Annotated in this window: 9 protein-coding genes; 4 read left to right on the forward strand and 5 right to left on the reverse strand. The window is 67.9% G+C overall.

Annotation, left to right across the window (positions count from 1 at the left end; genetic code table 11):
* Positions 1 to 31: 31 nt before the first annotated feature.
* Entirely contained in the window at positions 32 to 2,026 is a 1,995-nt protein-coding gene (gene glgX, locus AC5RVZ_RS26490; RefSeq protein WP_494068608.1) for a glycogen debranching protein GlgX, read from the forward strand.
* 80 nt (positions 2,027 to 2,106) lie between these two features.
* Here the strand turns inward: glgX and AC5RVZ_RS26495 are convergent, their stop codons facing one another.
* From AC5RVZ_RS26495 to glgP, 5 genes are all read right to left on the reverse strand, one after another.
* Positions 2,107 to 2,694 (reverse strand): DUF3618 domain-containing protein, encoded by a 588-nt coding sequence (locus AC5RVZ_RS26495; RefSeq protein ID WP_494068587.1) that lies wholly within the window; start codon positions 2,692 to 2,694, stop codon positions 2,107 to 2,109.
* Entirely contained in the window at positions 2,691 to 3,143 is a 453-nt protein-coding gene (locus AC5RVZ_RS26500; protein ID WP_494068609.1) for a phage holin family protein, read from the reverse strand. The genes AC5RVZ_RS26495 and AC5RVZ_RS26500 overlap by 4 nt, the downstream gene beginning before the upstream one ends.
* Positions 3,144 to 3,154: 11 nt before the next feature.
* On the reverse strand, positions 3,155 to 3,979 hold the full coding sequence (locus AC5RVZ_RS26505; protein ID WP_494068588.1) for a hypothetical protein: 825 nt from the start codon (positions 3,977 to 3,979) through the stop codon (positions 3,155 to 3,157).
* 48 nt (positions 3,980 to 4,027) lie between these two features.
* Entirely contained in the window at positions 4,028 to 5,092 is a 1,065-nt protein-coding gene (locus tag AC5RVZ_RS26510) for a YihY/virulence factor BrkB family protein (RefSeq protein WP_494068589.1), read from the reverse strand.
* 253 nt (positions 5,093 to 5,345) lie between these two features.
* Complete coding sequence (gene glgP / locus AC5RVZ_RS26515; protein WP_494068590.1) at positions 5,346 to 7,979, reverse strand: alpha-glucan family phosphorylase; 2,634 nt, start codon at positions 7,977 to 7,979, stop codon at positions 5,346 to 5,348.
* Between the two features lie 146 nt (positions 7,980 to 8,125).
* Here glgP and AC5RVZ_RS26520 point away from each other — a divergent pair, with 146 nt between their 5' ends.
* Genes AC5RVZ_RS26520 through glgB form a run of 3 tightly spaced genes read left to right on the forward strand, consistent with a single transcriptional unit; the run spans position 8,126 to position 15,910 of the window.
* Complete coding sequence (locus AC5RVZ_RS26520) at positions 8,126 to 10,174, forward strand: alpha-1,4-glucan--maltose-1-phosphate maltosyltransferase (protein WP_494068610.1); 2,049 nt, start codon at positions 8,126 to 8,128, stop codon at positions 10,172 to 10,174.
* Positions 10,174 to 11,973, forward strand: a complete 1,800-nt coding sequence (gene treS, locus AC5RVZ_RS26525; RefSeq protein ID WP_494068591.1) for a maltose alpha-D-glucosyltransferase — start codon at positions 10,174 to 10,176, stop codon at positions 11,971 to 11,973. The genes AC5RVZ_RS26520 and treS overlap by 1 nt, the downstream gene beginning before the upstream one ends.
* Positions 11,966 to 15,910: a 1,4-alpha-glucan branching protein GlgB gene (gene glgB, locus AC5RVZ_RS26530; RefSeq protein WP_494068592.1), complete on the forward strand. Its 3,945-nt coding sequence runs from the start codon at positions 11,966 to 11,968 to the stop codon at positions 15,908 to 15,910. Before treS ends, glgB begins: the two co-directional genes overlap by 8 nt.
* The last annotated feature ends 385 nt before the right edge of the window (positions 15,911 to 16,295 follow it).

Here is a 16,295-nt window from a genome sequence, read left to right on the forward strand (position 1 = left end):
CCCGCTCGGCGTGAGCGACGCCGCCCCGGGCATGCCGCCGATTCCCGGCGCGGTCAACGTGGCGGTCTTCGCCCCGGACTTCGGTTCGGTGGACGTGCACTTCCAGGACGCGGCGGGCGCCTGGCGGCGCGTCGAGCTCACGGCCCTCACCGACGGCGTCCACCACGGCACGGTCGAGGGGCTCGAGGCCGGCAGCCGGTATGCCTTCTGGCCCCACGGCGAGGAACTGCCGGCGTCCGGGCAGCTGCTGCTGGACCCCTACGGCCGTGCCATCGACGACGACGGCGGTGTGCTGCGCTCGGTGTACGTCACCGGCGGTTTCGACTGGGGGAACGACGCCCGGCCGCATGTGCCGTGGCGGGACACCGTGGTGTACGAGTGCCACGTCAAGGGCCAGACCATGCTGCACCCGGGCATCCCGGAGGAACTGCGCGGCACCTACGCAGGGCTGGCGCACCCGGTGATGGTCGAGTACCTGCTGGAGCTGGGAATCACCACGGTGGAGCTGCTGCCGGTGCACTATCACTTGGACGAACCGCACCTGCAAAACCTGGGACTGGCCAACTACTGGGGCTACAACACGCTCGGCTTCTTCGCCCTCTGGCCGGGCTACGCCACCGCGGCAGCGCAGGCCGCCGGACCGCGGGCGGTGCAGGACGAGTTCCGCACCATGGTCAAGCAACTGCACGCCGCCGGCCTTGAGGTGGTCCTGGACGTGGTCTACAACCACACGGCCGAGGGCGGTAAGGACCAGGACACGTATTCCTTCCGGGGGCTGGCGGACCACGTGTACTACCGGCACGATAGCCACGGGAATTACCTGGACACCACCGGCTGCGGCAACACGATGAACTTCAACGAGCCGCGCGTCATCCAGCTGGCCCTCGATTCGCTCCGCTACTGGGTGGAAGAGTTCCACATCGACGGGTTCCGCTTCGACCTGGCGGTGTCCTTGGCCCGCGACGGAAACAACCATTACAATCCCCGCCATCCGTTCCTGGTGGCCGTGGGCGCCGACTCGGTGCTGTCCGGGGCAAAGCTCATCTCGGAACCGTGGGACGTGGGCGACGGCGGCTGGCAGACGGGGCACTTCCCGCCGGGCTGGGCCGACTGGAACGACCGCTTCCGCGATACCGTCCGTGATTTCTGGTTGGCGGACCAGGCCGCGTTGGCGGGCGGCGGGCAGGCCGGGACGGTGGCGCGGCTGGCGGGTTGCCTGGCCGGCTCCACCGAGCTGTTCGCCGGTTCCGGCCGCACCGCGCTGGCCTCGCTGAATTTCGTCACCGCCCACGACGGCTTCACCCTGGCCGACCTGACGGCGTACAACCGCAAGCACAACGAAGGCAACGGCGAAGAAAACCGCGACGGCCACGACCATAACCGCAGCTACAACCACGGCATCGAGGGCCACACGGGGGACGGCCAGGTCCTCGATGCCCGGGACCGCAGTGCCAGGAACCTGATGGCCACCCTGCTGTTGTCGCTCGGCGTGCCGATGATCTGCGCCGGCGACGAGATCGGCCGCAGCCAGCAGGGAAACAACAACGCATACTGCCAGGACAACGAGCTGGCCTGGACCAACTGGCAGCTGGACGAGCGCGAACACCGGATGTTCGACGCCACCCGCCGGCTCATCCGGATCCGCAGGTCCTTCCTGGCGCACCAGCCGTACAACTACCCCGCGCGGGCTGAGAGTTCCTACCTGCTCTGGTTCAACGCCGACGGCGAACCGATGACGCCGGACGACTGGAACAACCCGGACTGCCGCCTGGTCCAGCTGCTGATGGGGTCGCCCCAAGGCATGATCGACGGGCTGGTGGTGATCAACGGCGGAGGCCAGCCGCAGAAAATCGTGATGCCGACCCCGCAGTCGCTGCAGGACTTCGGCAAGCACCGTGGCGGGAAGCACCTCTTCGAACTGCTCTACACCACGTCCCACGACGGCGAGCACCGGCGCGGCGCCAAGATCCGCAGCGGCGACATGGACGTGGTGGGCGCGAGCACCATCTCCATTTACCGCTCTTAAGCAAACGCACCGGCGCCGGGAGTGCCTCAAAGGCTCTCCCGGCGCCGGCATGCTGCCGTCACGCAGCGTGGGCGAAGGGCCTAGATCTGCCGGGGCTCCTCCTGGACGTTGCCGCGGGCCTCCTGGGCCCGCTGCTTCACGTCCTCGGCGGCGGACGCGCCTTCGGCCTTGACCCGGCCCGCCGAGTCTTGGGCCGAGGACTTCAGGTCTTCGGCTGCCTCGCGGGCCGGCTCCTTCATGTCCTGGGCCACCTGCCGGGCGGAGTCCTTGACTTCCTGCACCACCGGTTCGGCCTGTTCCTTGACCTTGTCGGCTGCCTGCTGCTCTATGCGGCTGGCCGGGAACAGCGAGGACAGCAACCAGCCGGCGCCGAAGGCGATCAGGCCGGCCGCCACCGGGTTGCCCTCGGTCTTGCGGGCGAGCTGGTGCGGGGCGTCGCTGGCCATTTCGCCGGCGTCGTGCATCATGGAGCGGGTGCCGCCGGTGGCGTCGTCAGCGGCGCCCATGATCTTATCCTTGACGCGGCCCACGGAATCCTTCACTTTGTCCGTCTGCCGGTGGACGATGTTCGACGGCGACGCTTTCTCCGCCACGGCGTCGACGTCCGTGCCCAGCCGGGCGCGGGTGCGTTCGATGTCGGCTCGGATTTCTTCGGGTGACTGGCTCATAGCGCTTCCTCACTTGGCTTCAATGTTTCCGGAATCTGCTTTACTGACTCGGTGGTCTGGGGCATCCCTTCGACCGTCTTCAGCTGCTTGCGGCCGAGCGAATAGAGAATGGCAGCGATGATGGCCCAAATGACTGCCACAATCAGGCCGGACCAGGCCCATCCGATCCCGTCGGCGATGAGCGCCCACAGGGCCAGGGACAGGAACAGGAGGACGAAGTGGCCGGCCACGCCGGCGCCGCCCAACAAGCCTGCCCCCTTGCCGGCCTTGGTGCCGGTCTCCTTGAGTTCGGCCTTCGCCAGCTCCAGTTCCTGGCGCATCAGGACGGAGATGTCCGTGCTCACCTGGCTGAGCAGGTCGCCCAGGGATTCGTTTTCGGCCTTGATTTCCGCCCGTGTTGGCTCGGCTCCATCCTGGCCGGGCACCCGTTGGTTGCTCGGACCTGGCATTTGCTGGTGACTCATCGAGTCCCTCCGTCCTCATAGGGGTTCCGCTCCGGGATCCCTGTGCCACGGCCACCGACGGGCGGTTCGCCCACAGGGTAGGTGGTTTCAGGCTGTGCCGGTGCGCCGCCGAGGGCGGAACCTGTCTGCGCCCCGGGCGCCGCGAAACCTTCGGCGCTTTGGGCTTCATAGCTGCCGGCTCCTGCTGTGCCATAGACCGAACCGGTGGTGGCACGGTGCGTGCCCACTCGCCTGCCCGTCATGGAGTCGCTGTCTGATCCGCTGTCGGCGGTCAGCCCCTTGGTGAGCCGCCCGGCCAGGACGCCGGCTCCTGCCGCGATCGCCAGGAAGGCACCGGGACGACGCCGGGCAAAACGCTTGACCTCGTCGAGCAGCGATCCCGGATCGCGGTTCTCCAGCCACCCCGCGACGGAGTCGGCTCGGCCGGCCACTTGGCTGACCATCTGGGTCGCCGGTCCGGACTGCTCGGAGTTTCGGGTCATGGAGTTGAGCTCCTCCCCGATCGCCCGCAGCCCCGAAGCCACGCGCTGCTGCTGGGTGTTGGCCTGGCTGTGGATGCCATCGCCCAGCTCGGACATCAGGTTGCGGGCCTTTTCCTTGGCCTCGTGCGCCACCTGCTTGGCCTCGCCCTTGGCCGTCTGGGCAACCTGCTGGCCGGCTTCGGCTCCTTCGCGTCCTACTTCCCTCGCCTCCGTCTTGGCTGTCTCGCTCTTGGACTGGCCGGTGGACGGGGGATTCGAGGGTGGCGGGACGGCCGTGCCCCCTGTCGGGTAAACGGGAGCGCCCTCGTCGTAACTGCCGGAATGTGGATTCGTGGTCATGGCAATTCCTTTTCCTTGTCGGGTTCTTCCTGTCAGTCCTGATCTTGATCAACTACGGTCACGGGATTCCTCCTCGGAGCGTCCGAACTTGCGGCGCAGATCGCGCCCCCGTGTGATGTCCTCCTCTTCCTTCTCAGCCTTCTTGTCGATCTTGCGGCTATCGCGGACCGGAAGCTGAATGTTTTCTTCGGCGGCCATGCCGGCCTGCAGTTCGCGGCCGCGCTCCGTCTCGGCATCGAACTCAGCACCGAACAGCAGGGCAAGGTTGGCGAGCCAGAACCACAGCAGCAGGACGATGACGCCGCCAATGGCTCCGTAGGTCGCGTTGTAGTTGCCGAAGTTGGCTACGTAGAAGGCGAAACCAAGGGTCGCCAGGGCCAGCACTATCAGCGCGAGGAGGGCGCCGAGGCTCATCCAGCGGAACTTCGGCTGCTTCACGTTGGGCGTCGCGTAGTACAACACGGCCACGATCACCACGGCGAAGATGACGACGACCGGCCATTTGGCGATGTTCCAGACGGTCACTGCCGCCTCGCCGAGTCCGATCACGGATCCGATCGCCTCCGCAATCGGGCCGGACACCACCAGCATCAGCAGCGTCAGGACGGCCAGCAGGAGCACCACGACGGTGATCAGCAGCATCACCGGGCGAAGTACCCAGAACGGCCGGCCTTCCTCGACCTCATAAATTCGGTTCATCGCCCGGCCGAAGGCGTTGACGTAGCCGGAGGCGGACCAGATGGCGCCCACGAGGCCGACGACGAACGCGAACCCGGCCCCCTGGGAGCCGGCCAACTGTTCGATCGGCCCGCGGATGACCTCCACTGCCTGGCCCGGTGCTACTTGCCCGAGCATGTTCATCATGGCGTTGGTGGTCTGTTCCGCCTGTCCAACCAGTCCCAGGATGGAAACCAACGCCAGCAGGCCGGGGAACAGGGACAGCACTGCGTAGTACGTCAGTCCCGCCGCAAGATCAGTGCAGTTGTCGTCGGAAAATTCCCGCATCGTCTTGCGGAGGATGTACTTCCACGAAGCCTTTTTTACCTGCTGCGGCTGCTGCGGCTTGTCCTCGTGGTCCGGCGGTGGTGCCTCCCGGTCGGTGCTCGTGCCCATGTTCGCCTCCTTCGTAGTCCGTTCGGACGGAACACCCTCATGCTATTAGTCAGCATGCTGATAATAAAGGGGTGAGGCACACAGAAGGACGTACGAAGGCGCTTATTTCCGCTCGAAATCGGCATGAAACAGGCGGTCTCAAAGGAATTAAACAAACTGCCGGATAGTGACGTTTCAGCCGTTCCGCGGCCCTCGCCGTCCGCCGCTCGCGTCCACGGCGGTCGCGAGCGGCGTCGGGGCGACGTTGCGTGGCTCAGCCGGTGGCGTTGGAAACCAGGCCGAGTTCGGCATGGTTTGCCAGCGCCGGGTGTTTGGGCAGCACCCGCACGCTGTACCCGAACGACCCGGATCGGTCGATGGTGACCGGGCCGGTGAAGAGGTACCGGCCATCGCCCAGCTGTTCGGCCAGGGCAAGTTCGTCGCTGGAGGTCTGCGCGAGGTCGTCGTTTTCGGTGACCTGGCCGTGCACCACCTGGACGGTGACGCTGTCCGGGGCCAGCGAGCCGAGCCGGACGTAGGCGTTGACGTTTAGCGATTCGCCGATCTGCGGCTCGTCCGTGATGCCGAGCGAGTCCACGTGCTCCACCGAGACGTCGGCCCAGGCCGCGTGCACCCTGCTGGTCCACGCCGCGAGTTCCTTCGCAGCGGCATAATCGTCGGCCCGGGCCGTCCGGCCGGACGCCCAGGCGGGACGGTACAGGTGCTCCACATAGTCATGGAGCATCCGTTCGGCGGAAACCGCCGGACCCAGATTGGCCAGCGTGTGCTTGATCATGGCGATCCACTGGTGCGGCACGGCATCGTCGGCCACCGGCTGGGACGGGCCGGCCGCCCCCGCGCCCTCGGAAACCTCGGCGGCATAGAAGCGGGGCGCCACGTGGTGCTCGATCAGGTCGTACAGCGCGGCGGCTTCGATGTCGTCCCGTTCGTCCGGGCTGAACAGGTCCGCGGTCCCTGCATCGGTGGACGGGTTCGCCGTCGGGATCGCCCAGCCGTTGTCGCCGTCGTACATCTCGTCCCACCAGCCGTCCAACACGGAGAGATTCAGCCCGCCGTTGATGGCGGCCTTCATGCCGGACGTCCCGCAGGCTTCCAGCGGGCGCAGGGGGTTGTTCAGCCACACGTCGCAGCCTGGGAACAGCGTGCGGGCCATGGCGATGTCGTAGTTGGGCAGGAACACGATGCGGTGCCGGACCTCGGGGTCGTCGGTGAAGCGGACCAGGTCCTGGATCATCCGCTTGCCCTGTTCATCGGCGGGGTGGGACTTGCCGGCGATGACCAGCTGGACCGGCCGTTCCGGGTGCAGGAGCAGCGCCTTGAGCCGGGCCGGGTCGCGTAGCATCAGGGTCAGCCGCTTGTAGGTCGGCACCCGGCGGGCAAAGCCGATGGTCAGCACGTCCGGGTCCAGCACGGCGTCGGTCCACGCCAGTTCCGCGTCCGCGGCCCCCCGCTTCTGCCAGGCGGCACGCAGCCGACGGCGGACATCCTCGATCAGGGCCGTCCGGAGGCTCCGGCGCAGCGCCCAGATGTCCTCGTCGGACACGTCGTAGACCCGGTCCCACTGGCGGGCGATTACCGGCTCGTCGCCGAACGCCGACCGCGCGTACTCCGCGATCCGCGGGTCCACCCAGGTCGGCACGTGCACGCCGTTGGTCACCGAAGTGATCGGCACTTCCTCCTGGTCGAAGCCCGGCCAGAGCCCGGCAAACATGCCGCGAGAGACCACACCGTGCAGTTTGGCCACACCGTTAGCCCGCTGCGCCAGCCGCAGGCCCATCACGGCCATGTTGAACTTGGACGGGTCTCCGCCGTCGTAATTCTCGTCGCCGAGTTCCAGGATCTTCGCGGTGGGCACGTCCGGGGCGAGGCCCGCGCTGAAGAAGTGCTGGATCTGCGCCTTGTCGAACCGGTCGATGCCCGCCGGCACCGGCGTGTGCGTGGTGAACACGGTGTTGGCGCGGCCGGCGGCCAAGGCCTCGTCCCACGTCAACCCGGCGGCCGCCAGCTCCTGGATGCGTTCGATGCCCAGGAAGCCCGCGTGCCCTTCGTTCGTGTGGAAGACCTCGGGCGCCGGGGCGCCGGTGAGCCGCTGGTGGATGCGCAGCGCCTTCACCCCGCCCATGCCCAGCAGCAGCTCCTGCTGCAGGCGGTGGTCGCCGCCCCCGCCGTAGAGCCGGTCGGTGATGCCGCGGGCGGCCTCGTCGTTGCCCGGGATGTTGGAGTCCAGCAGCAGCAGCGGCACTCGGCCCACGTCGGCGCGCCAGATGTAGGCGCCGAGCCTGCGGCCGTTCGGCAGCGGCAGCGTGACCTGGGCCGGCTGCCCGTCCGGCTCGCGCAGCAGCGTCAGCGGCAGGCCGTCCGGGTCCAGCACGGGGTACGTCTCCTGCTGCCAGGCATCGCGGCTCAGCGACTGCTTGAAGTAACCGGCGGCGTAGAGCAGGCCCACGCCCACCAGCGGCACGCCCAGGTCGGACGCGGCCTTGAGGTGGTCGCCGGCCAGGATGCCCAGGCCGCCGGAGTACTGCGGGAGCACATGGGAGATGCCGTACTCGGGGGAGAAGTAAGCGATCGACGCCGGTGCGTCCGCTCCCAGCGTCTGGTACCAGCGGTCCTCGGTCAGGTACTGCTCCAGGTCGGCGTCCAGCTCCCGCACCCGCGTTACGACGTCCCGGTCGTCGGCCAGCGTCCGCAGCCGTTCGCGGGTGAACGAGCCGAGCAGGGCGACGGGATCCTGGCGCACCTCGGACCAGGCCCGCGGATCCAGCTGTTCAAAGAGTTGCTGGGTGGGCCGGTGCCAGGACCAGCGGAGGTTGCCGGCCAACCGGGCCAAGGGAGCAATGCTCTCGGGGAGGACAGTTCGGACAGTAAATCTGCGGATTGCCTTCACCCGGCCTACGCTAGCGCAGATCCCCTGTACCGGTGGTGGCCGGCGGGTGAAGGCGCGTCGAACTGGCCGTCAACCCGGTCGCATGGCGTGGGGATCCTTCGCAATCGGGAAGGAATCTCGCTAACGTCTGTCTTGTGACGACTTCGATGCAGGAGCAGAGTACGACTCAGTCAGCCCCCCGCCTGAAGTTTGGCCGGATCCCGGTGGTCGACGTCTGGCCCGTGGTTGGCGGCGACGAGTTTCCGGCCAAGGCGATTCCGGGCGAGGACCTGGAGGTAGCCGCCACCGTCTTCCGCGAGGGGCACGACAAGATCGGCGCGACCGCGGTGCTGTTCGACCCGGACGGCCGGGCCGTCCAGCGGGCAAGACTGACGCCCGGCGCGCCCGGCACCGACCGCTGGCACGGCACCCTCCGGCCCACCGGTACCGGCCTCTGGACCTTCCACGTTGAAGGATGGGGAGATAATTACGCCACCTGGCGGCACAACGCCGAGGTGAAGATTGCCGCCGGCGTGGACGTGGACCTCATGCTGGCCGAGGGTCGGCTGCTGCTGGAGCAGGCCGCGGGCCAGGGCGGGCGGCCGGAAGGCAACGCGCAGGTGCTGCGCGATGCCGCAGCCGCGCTCGCCGACGGATCGCTCACCGTGCATGAACGTTTGGCCGCGGGAACCTCGGACGCCGTGCTGGACGCCGTGAACAGCCATCCGATCCGCAGCCTGGTCAGCCCGTCGAAGCGGTACCCCATCCTGGTGGAGCGTGAACGGGCCGGCCGCGGCGCCTGGTACGAATTCTTCCCGCGCTCGGAGGGCGCGCATTACGACCCGGCGAACGGGAGCTGGACCTCCGGCGACTTCACGACGGCGGCCGAGCGGCTTCCGGCCGTCGCGGCCATGGGCTTCGACGTGGTGTACCTGCCGCCGATCCACCCGATCGGCGAGGTCAACCGCAAGGGGCCGAACAACACCCTGACCGCCGGGCCCGGCGACCCCGGATCGCCCTGGGCCATCGGATCCAAGGACGGCGGGCATGACGCCATCCACCCCGACCTGGGCGGATTTGAGCAGTTCGACGCCTTCGTGGCCGCCGCCGAGGCGCTCGGCATGGAAGTGGCCCTGGACCTGGCGCTGCAGGCCGCCCCGGACCACCCGTGGGCCACCGAGCATCCCGAGTGGTTCACCACGCGGGCCGACGGCACGATTGCCTACGCCGAGAACCCGCCGAAGAAGTACCAGGACATCTATCCGCTGAACTTCGATAACGACCCGCGCGGCCTGTCCGAAGAGGTCCTGCGGATCGTGAAGCTGTGGATTTCCCACGGCGTGAAGATCTTCCGGGTGGACAACCCGCACACCAAGCCCCTGTGGTTCTGGGAATGGCTGATCGGAACGGTGAACCGCGAGCACCCGGAGGTGGTGTTCCTGGCCGAGGCCTTCACCCGCCCGGCCATGATGCACGCGCTGGGCCGCGCCGGCTTCCAGCAGTCCTACAGCTATTTCACCTGGCGCAACACCAAGGAGGAGATCGAGGAGTACTTCACCGAGATCAGCCACGAGACGGCGCCGTTCTTCCGGCCGAACTTCTTCGTCAACACCCCTGACATCCTCACCGAGTACCTGCAGTACGGCGGCCCCGCCGCGTTCAAGGTGCGGGCCGTGCTGGCGGCTACGGCCAGCCCGCTTTGGGGCGTCTACGCCGGCTACGAACTCTACGAGCACGTGGCCCGGCCGGGCGCCGAGGAATACATCGACAACGAAAAGTACGAATACAAGGCCCGCGACTTCGCCGCCGCGGAGGCCGAAGGGCGCTCGCTCGCCCCGTACCTGACCCGGCTCAATTCCATCCGGCGGGCCCACCCGGCGCTGGGCGACCTGGGCAACCTCACCGTGCACAGCAGCACCGACCCGGCCACGGTGGTGTACTCCAAGCACAAGGCGCACCTGCCCGAAAGCCACGGCGGCGGGCGGGACACCATCATCGTCGTCGTCAACGTGGACCCGCACAGCGCGCGCGAATCGACGGTCTCGCTGGACCTGGCGGCGCTGGGGCTGCGGGAGGAGGACCTTAACGACGACGGCACGTTCTGGGTGGATGACCTGCTCAGCGGGCAGAGCTGGCGCTGGAGCGAACACAACTACGTGCGGCTGGACGCACACGTGGAACCCGCCCACATCCTGCACGTCCGAAGGAACCGCTGATGGCCGGCCCCTTCCAGCTGCACGCTCCGGGGCTGACGCATGACCCCCACTGGTACCGCAAGGCAGTGTTCTACGAGGTGCTGTTGCGGGGCTTCGCGGACTCCAACGGGGACGGATCGGGCGACTTCTCCGGGCTGATCGACAAGCTCGACTACCTGCAGTGGCTCGGCGTCGACTGCCTGTGGATCCCGCCGTTCTTCAAGTCCCCGTTGCGGGACGGCGGCTACGACGTCGCGGACTACTTCGACGTGCTGGACGAGTTCGGCACTATCGGCGACTTCAAACGCCTGGTCGCCGAGGCACACGCCCGCGGCGTCCGGGTGATCATCGACCTGCCGATCAACCACACGTCGGACAAGCACGACTGGTTCGAGCAGTCCCGGCGGGACCCGGAGGGGCCGTACGGAGACTTCTATGTCTGGTCCGACACCGACGAGAAATACCAGGACGCGCGGATCATCTTCGTGGACAGCGAGGATTCCAACTGGGCGTTCGACCCGATCCGCCGGCAGTTCTACTGGCACCGGTTCTTCAGCCACCAGCCGGACCTGAACTTCGAAAACCCCAAGGTGATCGAGGCAGTGTTCGACGTCGTGCGGTTCTGGCTGGACCAGGGGATCGACGGTTTCCGCGCGGACGCCATCCCGTACCTGTTCGAGGAAGACGGGACCAACTGCGAGAACCTGCCCGCCACGCACGCCTTCCTGCAGGACCTGCGCGCACTGGTGGACACGGAATACCCCGGCCGCGTGATCATCGCCGAAGCCAACCAGCTGCCGCACGAGGTGGTGGAATACTTCGGCCAGCCGGACGGCGACGGCGGGCTGCGCCCCGAATGCCACATGGCCTTCCACTTCCCGATCATGCCGCGGCTGTATTACGCGCTCCGGGACCAAAAGGCCGCCCCGATCATCGCCACGATGGAGCAGACGCCGGCGATCCCGGCCGGGGCCCAGTGGGGAACGTTCCTGCGCAACCACGACGAACTGACGCTGGAGATGGTCACGCGCGAAGAGCGTGAGGCGATGTTCGGCTGGTACGCGCCCGATTCCCGGATGCGGTCCAACATCGGAATCCGCCGCCGGCTGGCCCCGCTGCTGGACAACTCGCGCGCCGAGATCGAACTGATTCACGCGCTGCTGCTGTCGCTGCCGGGCAGCCCGTTCCTGTATTACGGGGACGAGATCGGCATGGGCGACAACATCTGGCTCGAAGACCGCGATGCCTCCCGCACGCCGATGCAGTGGAACCCCGACCGCAACGCCGGGTTCTCCACCGCGGACCCCGGCAAGCTGTACCTGCCGGTGGTGCAGTCGCTGGTCTATCACTACAACTACGTCAACGTCGAGGCGCAGCTGGCGCACAACAGCTCGCTGCTGCACTGGGTGCGGCAGATGCTGGCCGTGCGCAAAGCCCATCCCGCCTTCGGCCTGGGCACCTACCGGAACGTGCCGGTGGACTCGGAATCGGTGCTGGCTTTCCTGCGCGAATTGCCGGAGGACAATCCGGAAGGCCTGGAGAAAGAGGTGCTGCTGTGCGTGTTCAACCTGTCCCAGCACCCCGTGGCGGCACCGCTGCGCCTGCCCGAATTTGGCGGCCGGGGGCTGCGCGACACGTTCGGCGGCGTCCCCTTCCCGGCCTTTGACGACGCCGGCCAGCTCACGCTGACACTGGGCAGCCACGACTTCTTCTGGTTGCGGCTGCGTTCGGCCGCGTCCAACCCTGCATCTCCACAGACCGAGACACTCCCAGTCATCAGACCCGCGACTGAAGGAACAGAGGTGGCAACACATGCCTGATTTCACGCCGAGCCTGCCCGAACTGCTGCACCAGTGGCTCCCCGCCCAGCGTTGGTTCCCCGCCAAGGGCCAAGAGTCGGTCCTGCGCCGGCTGGGCGGCATCCGCTTGCAGGACCCGGCCGGGGCGGTGGGACTGGAAGTGCACATCGTGGCCGTGCACACCGCCGACGCCGTCCACGTGGTCAACGTGCCGCTGAGCTACCGCCGGGAGCCCCTGGCCGGCGGGGAGGCGGCCCTGCTCGGGCGCGTGCAGCAGGGCACCGAGGACGCCTGGGCGGCAACCCGCGAAGAGGGCGAGACCGTCGGGTCGGACGAGCGGGCGGACGGCGCCGCGGGGGCGGCCGGCGGTACCGGAGAGCGCTGGATTTACGACGGCGCCCACGACCCGGTGTTCGTGGCCGCCTGGCTGGAACTGATGCGGCGGCAGTTGGTCACCGGCGACGGGCATACCCGCGGCCATGCCGGGGCCGGGTTCGATTCCTGGCCGCAGTTCGCCACCGGGCTGCAGGCCTCCGTACTGCTGGGTGAACAGTCGAACACCTCGGTGGTGGTCGAGTCCGACCAGGGTCCGCTGATCGTGAAGTTCTTCCGGGTGCTGGAAGCCGGCACCAATCCGGACGTCGAGGTCGGCGTGCTGCTCACGGAGGCCGGGTGCCGTGAAGTCCCGGTCACCTACGGCTGGGTGACCGGCGGCTGGCTGACTCCCGGACAGGACAGCGACGGCGGCGACCGCCTCTGGGACACCGGCCACCTGAGCGTGCTGCGGGAATTCATTCCGGACAGCCAGGATGCGTGGCGAACCGCGTCGGGCTCCGCCCTGGACGGCACGGACTTCAGCTCCCAGGCCCGCGAGCTCGGCGCCGTCACCGGACGGATCCACCGCAGCCTGCGCGACGCGGCCGGGGCCTCCCCGGCGGATGCCAAGGCCGTCGAGGCGTTCAAGGCCGCGCTGGCGGAACGGATCCGCTGGGGCTGGGCCCAGGCCGGGGCGTCCGTGGGGCCCTTGGACGACGCGGTGCAGGAACTGCTGGACCGGCTGGATGAGGTGACCGAGCTTCCGGAGTTGCAGCGGATCCACGGCGACTACCACCTGGGCCAGGTGTTGTTCTCGGCACAACGGGGCTGGGTAGTGCTCGATTTCGAGGGCGAACCGCTGCGGCCCATGGGCGATCGCGGCACCGACGACGTGCCGCTGCGCGATGTGGTGGGCATGCTCCGCTCGTTCGATTACGCCGCCGGCGTCGCCCGGCTCGCGGAGCCCGACGACGCAGCCGGTGCCGCCGCCGACAACTGGGCGGCGCAGGCCAGCTCCGCCTTCCTGGACGGCTACCGGGAAGGGACGGGCGAGCCGGTGGACACCTCCTCCACGCTCTTCCGGGCGCTGCTCCTGGACAAGGCCCTCTATGAAGTGGTGTACGAACAGCGCAACCGCCCGCGCTGGGTACAGGTGCCGGTCCGCGGCGTACGCGAGGCGCTGGCGCCGCTGGCGGGCACCGGCACCAGGCCCGGCGGCGGCAGGAGGTCTGCCGCAGTCGGAGCGGCGGCGCCCGTAGCTCCCGCCGCCGCGGGTGCGCCCGCGGCCGGCACTTCCCGCCCGGCCGGCACTTCCGGTCCGGCCAACACTTCCGTGGCTGCCAATACTTCCGGTGCGGCCGGCACTTCCCGCTCGGCCAACACTTCCGGCGCGGCCGGCACCCCCGGGCCGGGATCGCCGTCGGGAAGCCGCTCAGGCACCCCTGTGCGTGTCGAGCCGGAGGTGCTCTCCGCCGTCGCGCACGGGTCCTACCACCAGCCGCACGCCGTGCTCGGTGCCCACCTGGACGACCACGGACACGTCACCGTCCGCACCCGGCGCCCGCTGGCCGATTCGGTCACGGTGATCACGCCGTCACTGCGCGTGCCGATGGAACACGAGCACGAGGGCATCTGGGTGGCGGTCTTTCCGGCCGACGATCCGGGACGCGTCCCGGATTACCGCCTCAAGGTGGCGTACGACGGCGGTGCTCCCGCCATCAGCGACGATCCGTACCACTACCTGCCCAGCCTGGGCGAAATCGACCTGCACCTGATCGGCGAGGGCCGGCACGAAACCCTGTGGACCGCGCTCGGTTCCCACGTGCGCCGCTACAACTCCGCGCTGGGCGACACGTCCGGGGCCAGCTTCGCCGTCTGGGCGCCGAATGCCCGGGCCGTCCGAGTTTTGGGCGACTTCAACCACTGGGACGGCGCCCGGCACGCGATGCGCTCGATGGGCGGATCCGGCGTGTGGGAACTGTTCATCCCCGGCGTCGAGGCAGGTGCCGTCTACAAGTACGAGTTGTTGGGCCAGGACGGCCAGTGGCGGGAGAAGGCCGACCCGATGGCCCGCTGGACCGAGGTCCCGCCGTTGACCGGGTCCCGCGTGGTCGAATCGCACTACCGCTTCGGCGACCAGGAATGGATGGAGCGCCGTGCCGCCCGCGACCCGCACAACGGGCCTATGAGCGTGTACGAGGTGCACCTGGGGTCGTGGCGGCTGGGGCTGGACTACCGGCAGTTGGCCGACCAGCTCGCCGAATACGTCAGCTGGCAGGGCTTCACACACGTGGAGTTCATGCCGGTGGCCGAGCACCCGTTCGGTGGATCGTGGGGCTATCAGGTCACCTCCTATTACGCGCCGACCTCGCGCTTCGGGCACCCGGACGACTTCAAGTACCTCGTGGACAGGCTGCATCAGGCCGGCATCGGCGTCATTTTGGACTGGGTTCCGGCGCACTTCCCCAAGGACGAGTGGGCGCTGGCCCGGTTCGACGGCCAGTCGTTGTATGAACACGGCGACCCCCGGCTGGGCGAACACCCGGACTGGGGCACGCTGATCTTCGACTTCGGCCGCCGCGAGGTGCGCAACTTCCTGGTCGCCAACGCGCTGTACTGGCTGGAGGAGTTCCACATCGACGGACTCCGGGTGGACGCGGTGGCCTCCATGCTGTACCTCGACTACTCGCGCAATGACGGGGAGTGGGTCCCCAACATCCATGGCGGCCGCGAAAACCTCGAGGCCATCTCCTTCCTCCAGGAAGTCAACGCCACCGCGTACAAGCGGGTGCCGGGCATCGTCATGATCGCGGAAGAGTCCACCGCGTTCGACGGCGTGACCCGCCCGACCAGCGCGGGGGGCCTCGGCTTCGGGCTGAAGTGGAACATGGGCTGGATGCACGACACCCTGGAATACATCGCCGAAGACCCGGTCAACCGGATGTACCACCACGGCAAGGCCACCTTCTCGATGGTCTATGCCTACACGGAGAACTTCCTGCTGCCGATCAGCCATGACGAGGTGGTCCACGGCAAGGGGTCGATGCTGCGCAAGATGCCCGGCGACCGCTGGCAGCAGCTGGCCAACCTGCGCGCCTACCTGGCGTTCCAATGGGCGCATCCGGGCAAGCAGCTGATCTTCATGGGTACCGAATTCGGCCAGGAATCGGAATGGTCGGAGCAGCACGGGCTGGACTGGTGGCTCTCCGAGAATGTTCCGCACAAGGGGCTGCAGCACCTGGTCCGCAACCTCAACGGGATTTACCGTTCCACGCCGGCTCTGTACGAGCGCGACAATGAGCCGGCCGGCTTCCAGTGGATCGACGAGCACGACGGCGCGCACAACACGCTGTCCTTCATCCGCTGGGACCAGCAGGGAAACCCGCTGGTCTGCGTGGCCAACTTCTCGGGTTCCCCGCACGAAGGGTTCCGGCTGGGGATGCCGTGGGCGGGCGAATGGGACGAGGCGTTGAATACCGATGCCGCCGAATACGGCGGATCCGGCGTCGTCAACTCGGGTGCGGTCACCGCCGTGGAAGGCGGCTGGAAGGGCAGCCCCGCTTCCGCGACGCTCCGCGTGCCGCCGCTGGGCGTGGTCTACCTGAAGCCTGCCGGTGGCCCGGCCCGGGTGGAGGAAAGATGAACGGCAGCGGAATTTACATCCGCGCCGACCGGTGCTAGAGTTTAAAGCCGCGCAGGGCGGTGAGGCCGCCTCGCCGGGACCGCCCGAAGGCAGTAGCCAACGGGCGGAGCGGGACCGGGCAGTTTGACAAGGACTGCCGGCGCGGGTAAGTTAGAAAAGTTGCTCCGGAGCGATGGAGGGCCTGAGAGGGTCGTCCTGGTGCCGGGTGCTCCTGTTGTTTGAGAACTCAATAGTGTGCCAAGTTTGTTGATACCAATTATTTATTGGTTGAAAGTGCCGTGGCGTGCCGCCCCTGTGGTGTGTCGCGGTTTTATCAGCCTGGTTTGAATTTAGTGCAGTGTCTTCGGTCGTTTTCCCGGCCGTTGGTGCTGTGTCTGTTTGAAAC

The sequence above is a fragment of the Arthrobacter sp. Cza30 genome, from assembly GCF_059090765.1.

Coding starts and splice junctions, on each gene's coding strand:
- AC5RVZ_RS26495 (WP_494068587.1), bottom strand. CDS start 2,694: ATGAGCCAGTCACCCGAAGAAATCCGAGCCGACATCGAACGCACCCGC.
- treS (WP_494068591.1), top strand. CDS start 10,174: ATGGCCGGCCCCTTCCAGCTGCACGCTCCGGGGCTGACGCATGACCCC.
- AC5RVZ_RS26520 (WP_494068610.1), top strand. CDS start 8,126: ATGCAGGAGCAGAGTACGACTCAGTCAGCCCCCCGCCTGAAGTTTGGC.
- AC5RVZ_RS26505 (WP_494068588.1), bottom strand. CDS start 3,979: ATGACCACGAATCCACATTCCGGCAGTTACGACGAGGGCGCTCCCGTT.
- glgB (WP_494068592.1), top strand. CDS start 11,966: ATGCCTGATTTCACGCCGAGCCTGCCCGAACTGCTGCACCAGTGGCTC.
- AC5RVZ_RS26500 (WP_494068609.1), bottom strand. CDS start 3,143: ATGCCAGGTCCGAGCAACCAACGGGTGCCCGGCCAGGATGGAGCCGAG.
- AC5RVZ_RS26510 (WP_494068589.1), bottom strand. CDS start 5,092: ATGGGCACGAGCACCGACCGGGAGGCACCACCGCCGGACCACGAGGAC.
- glgX (WP_494068608.1), top strand. CDS start 32: ATGCCGCCGATTCCCGGCGCGGTCAACGTGGCGGTCTTCGCCCCGGAC.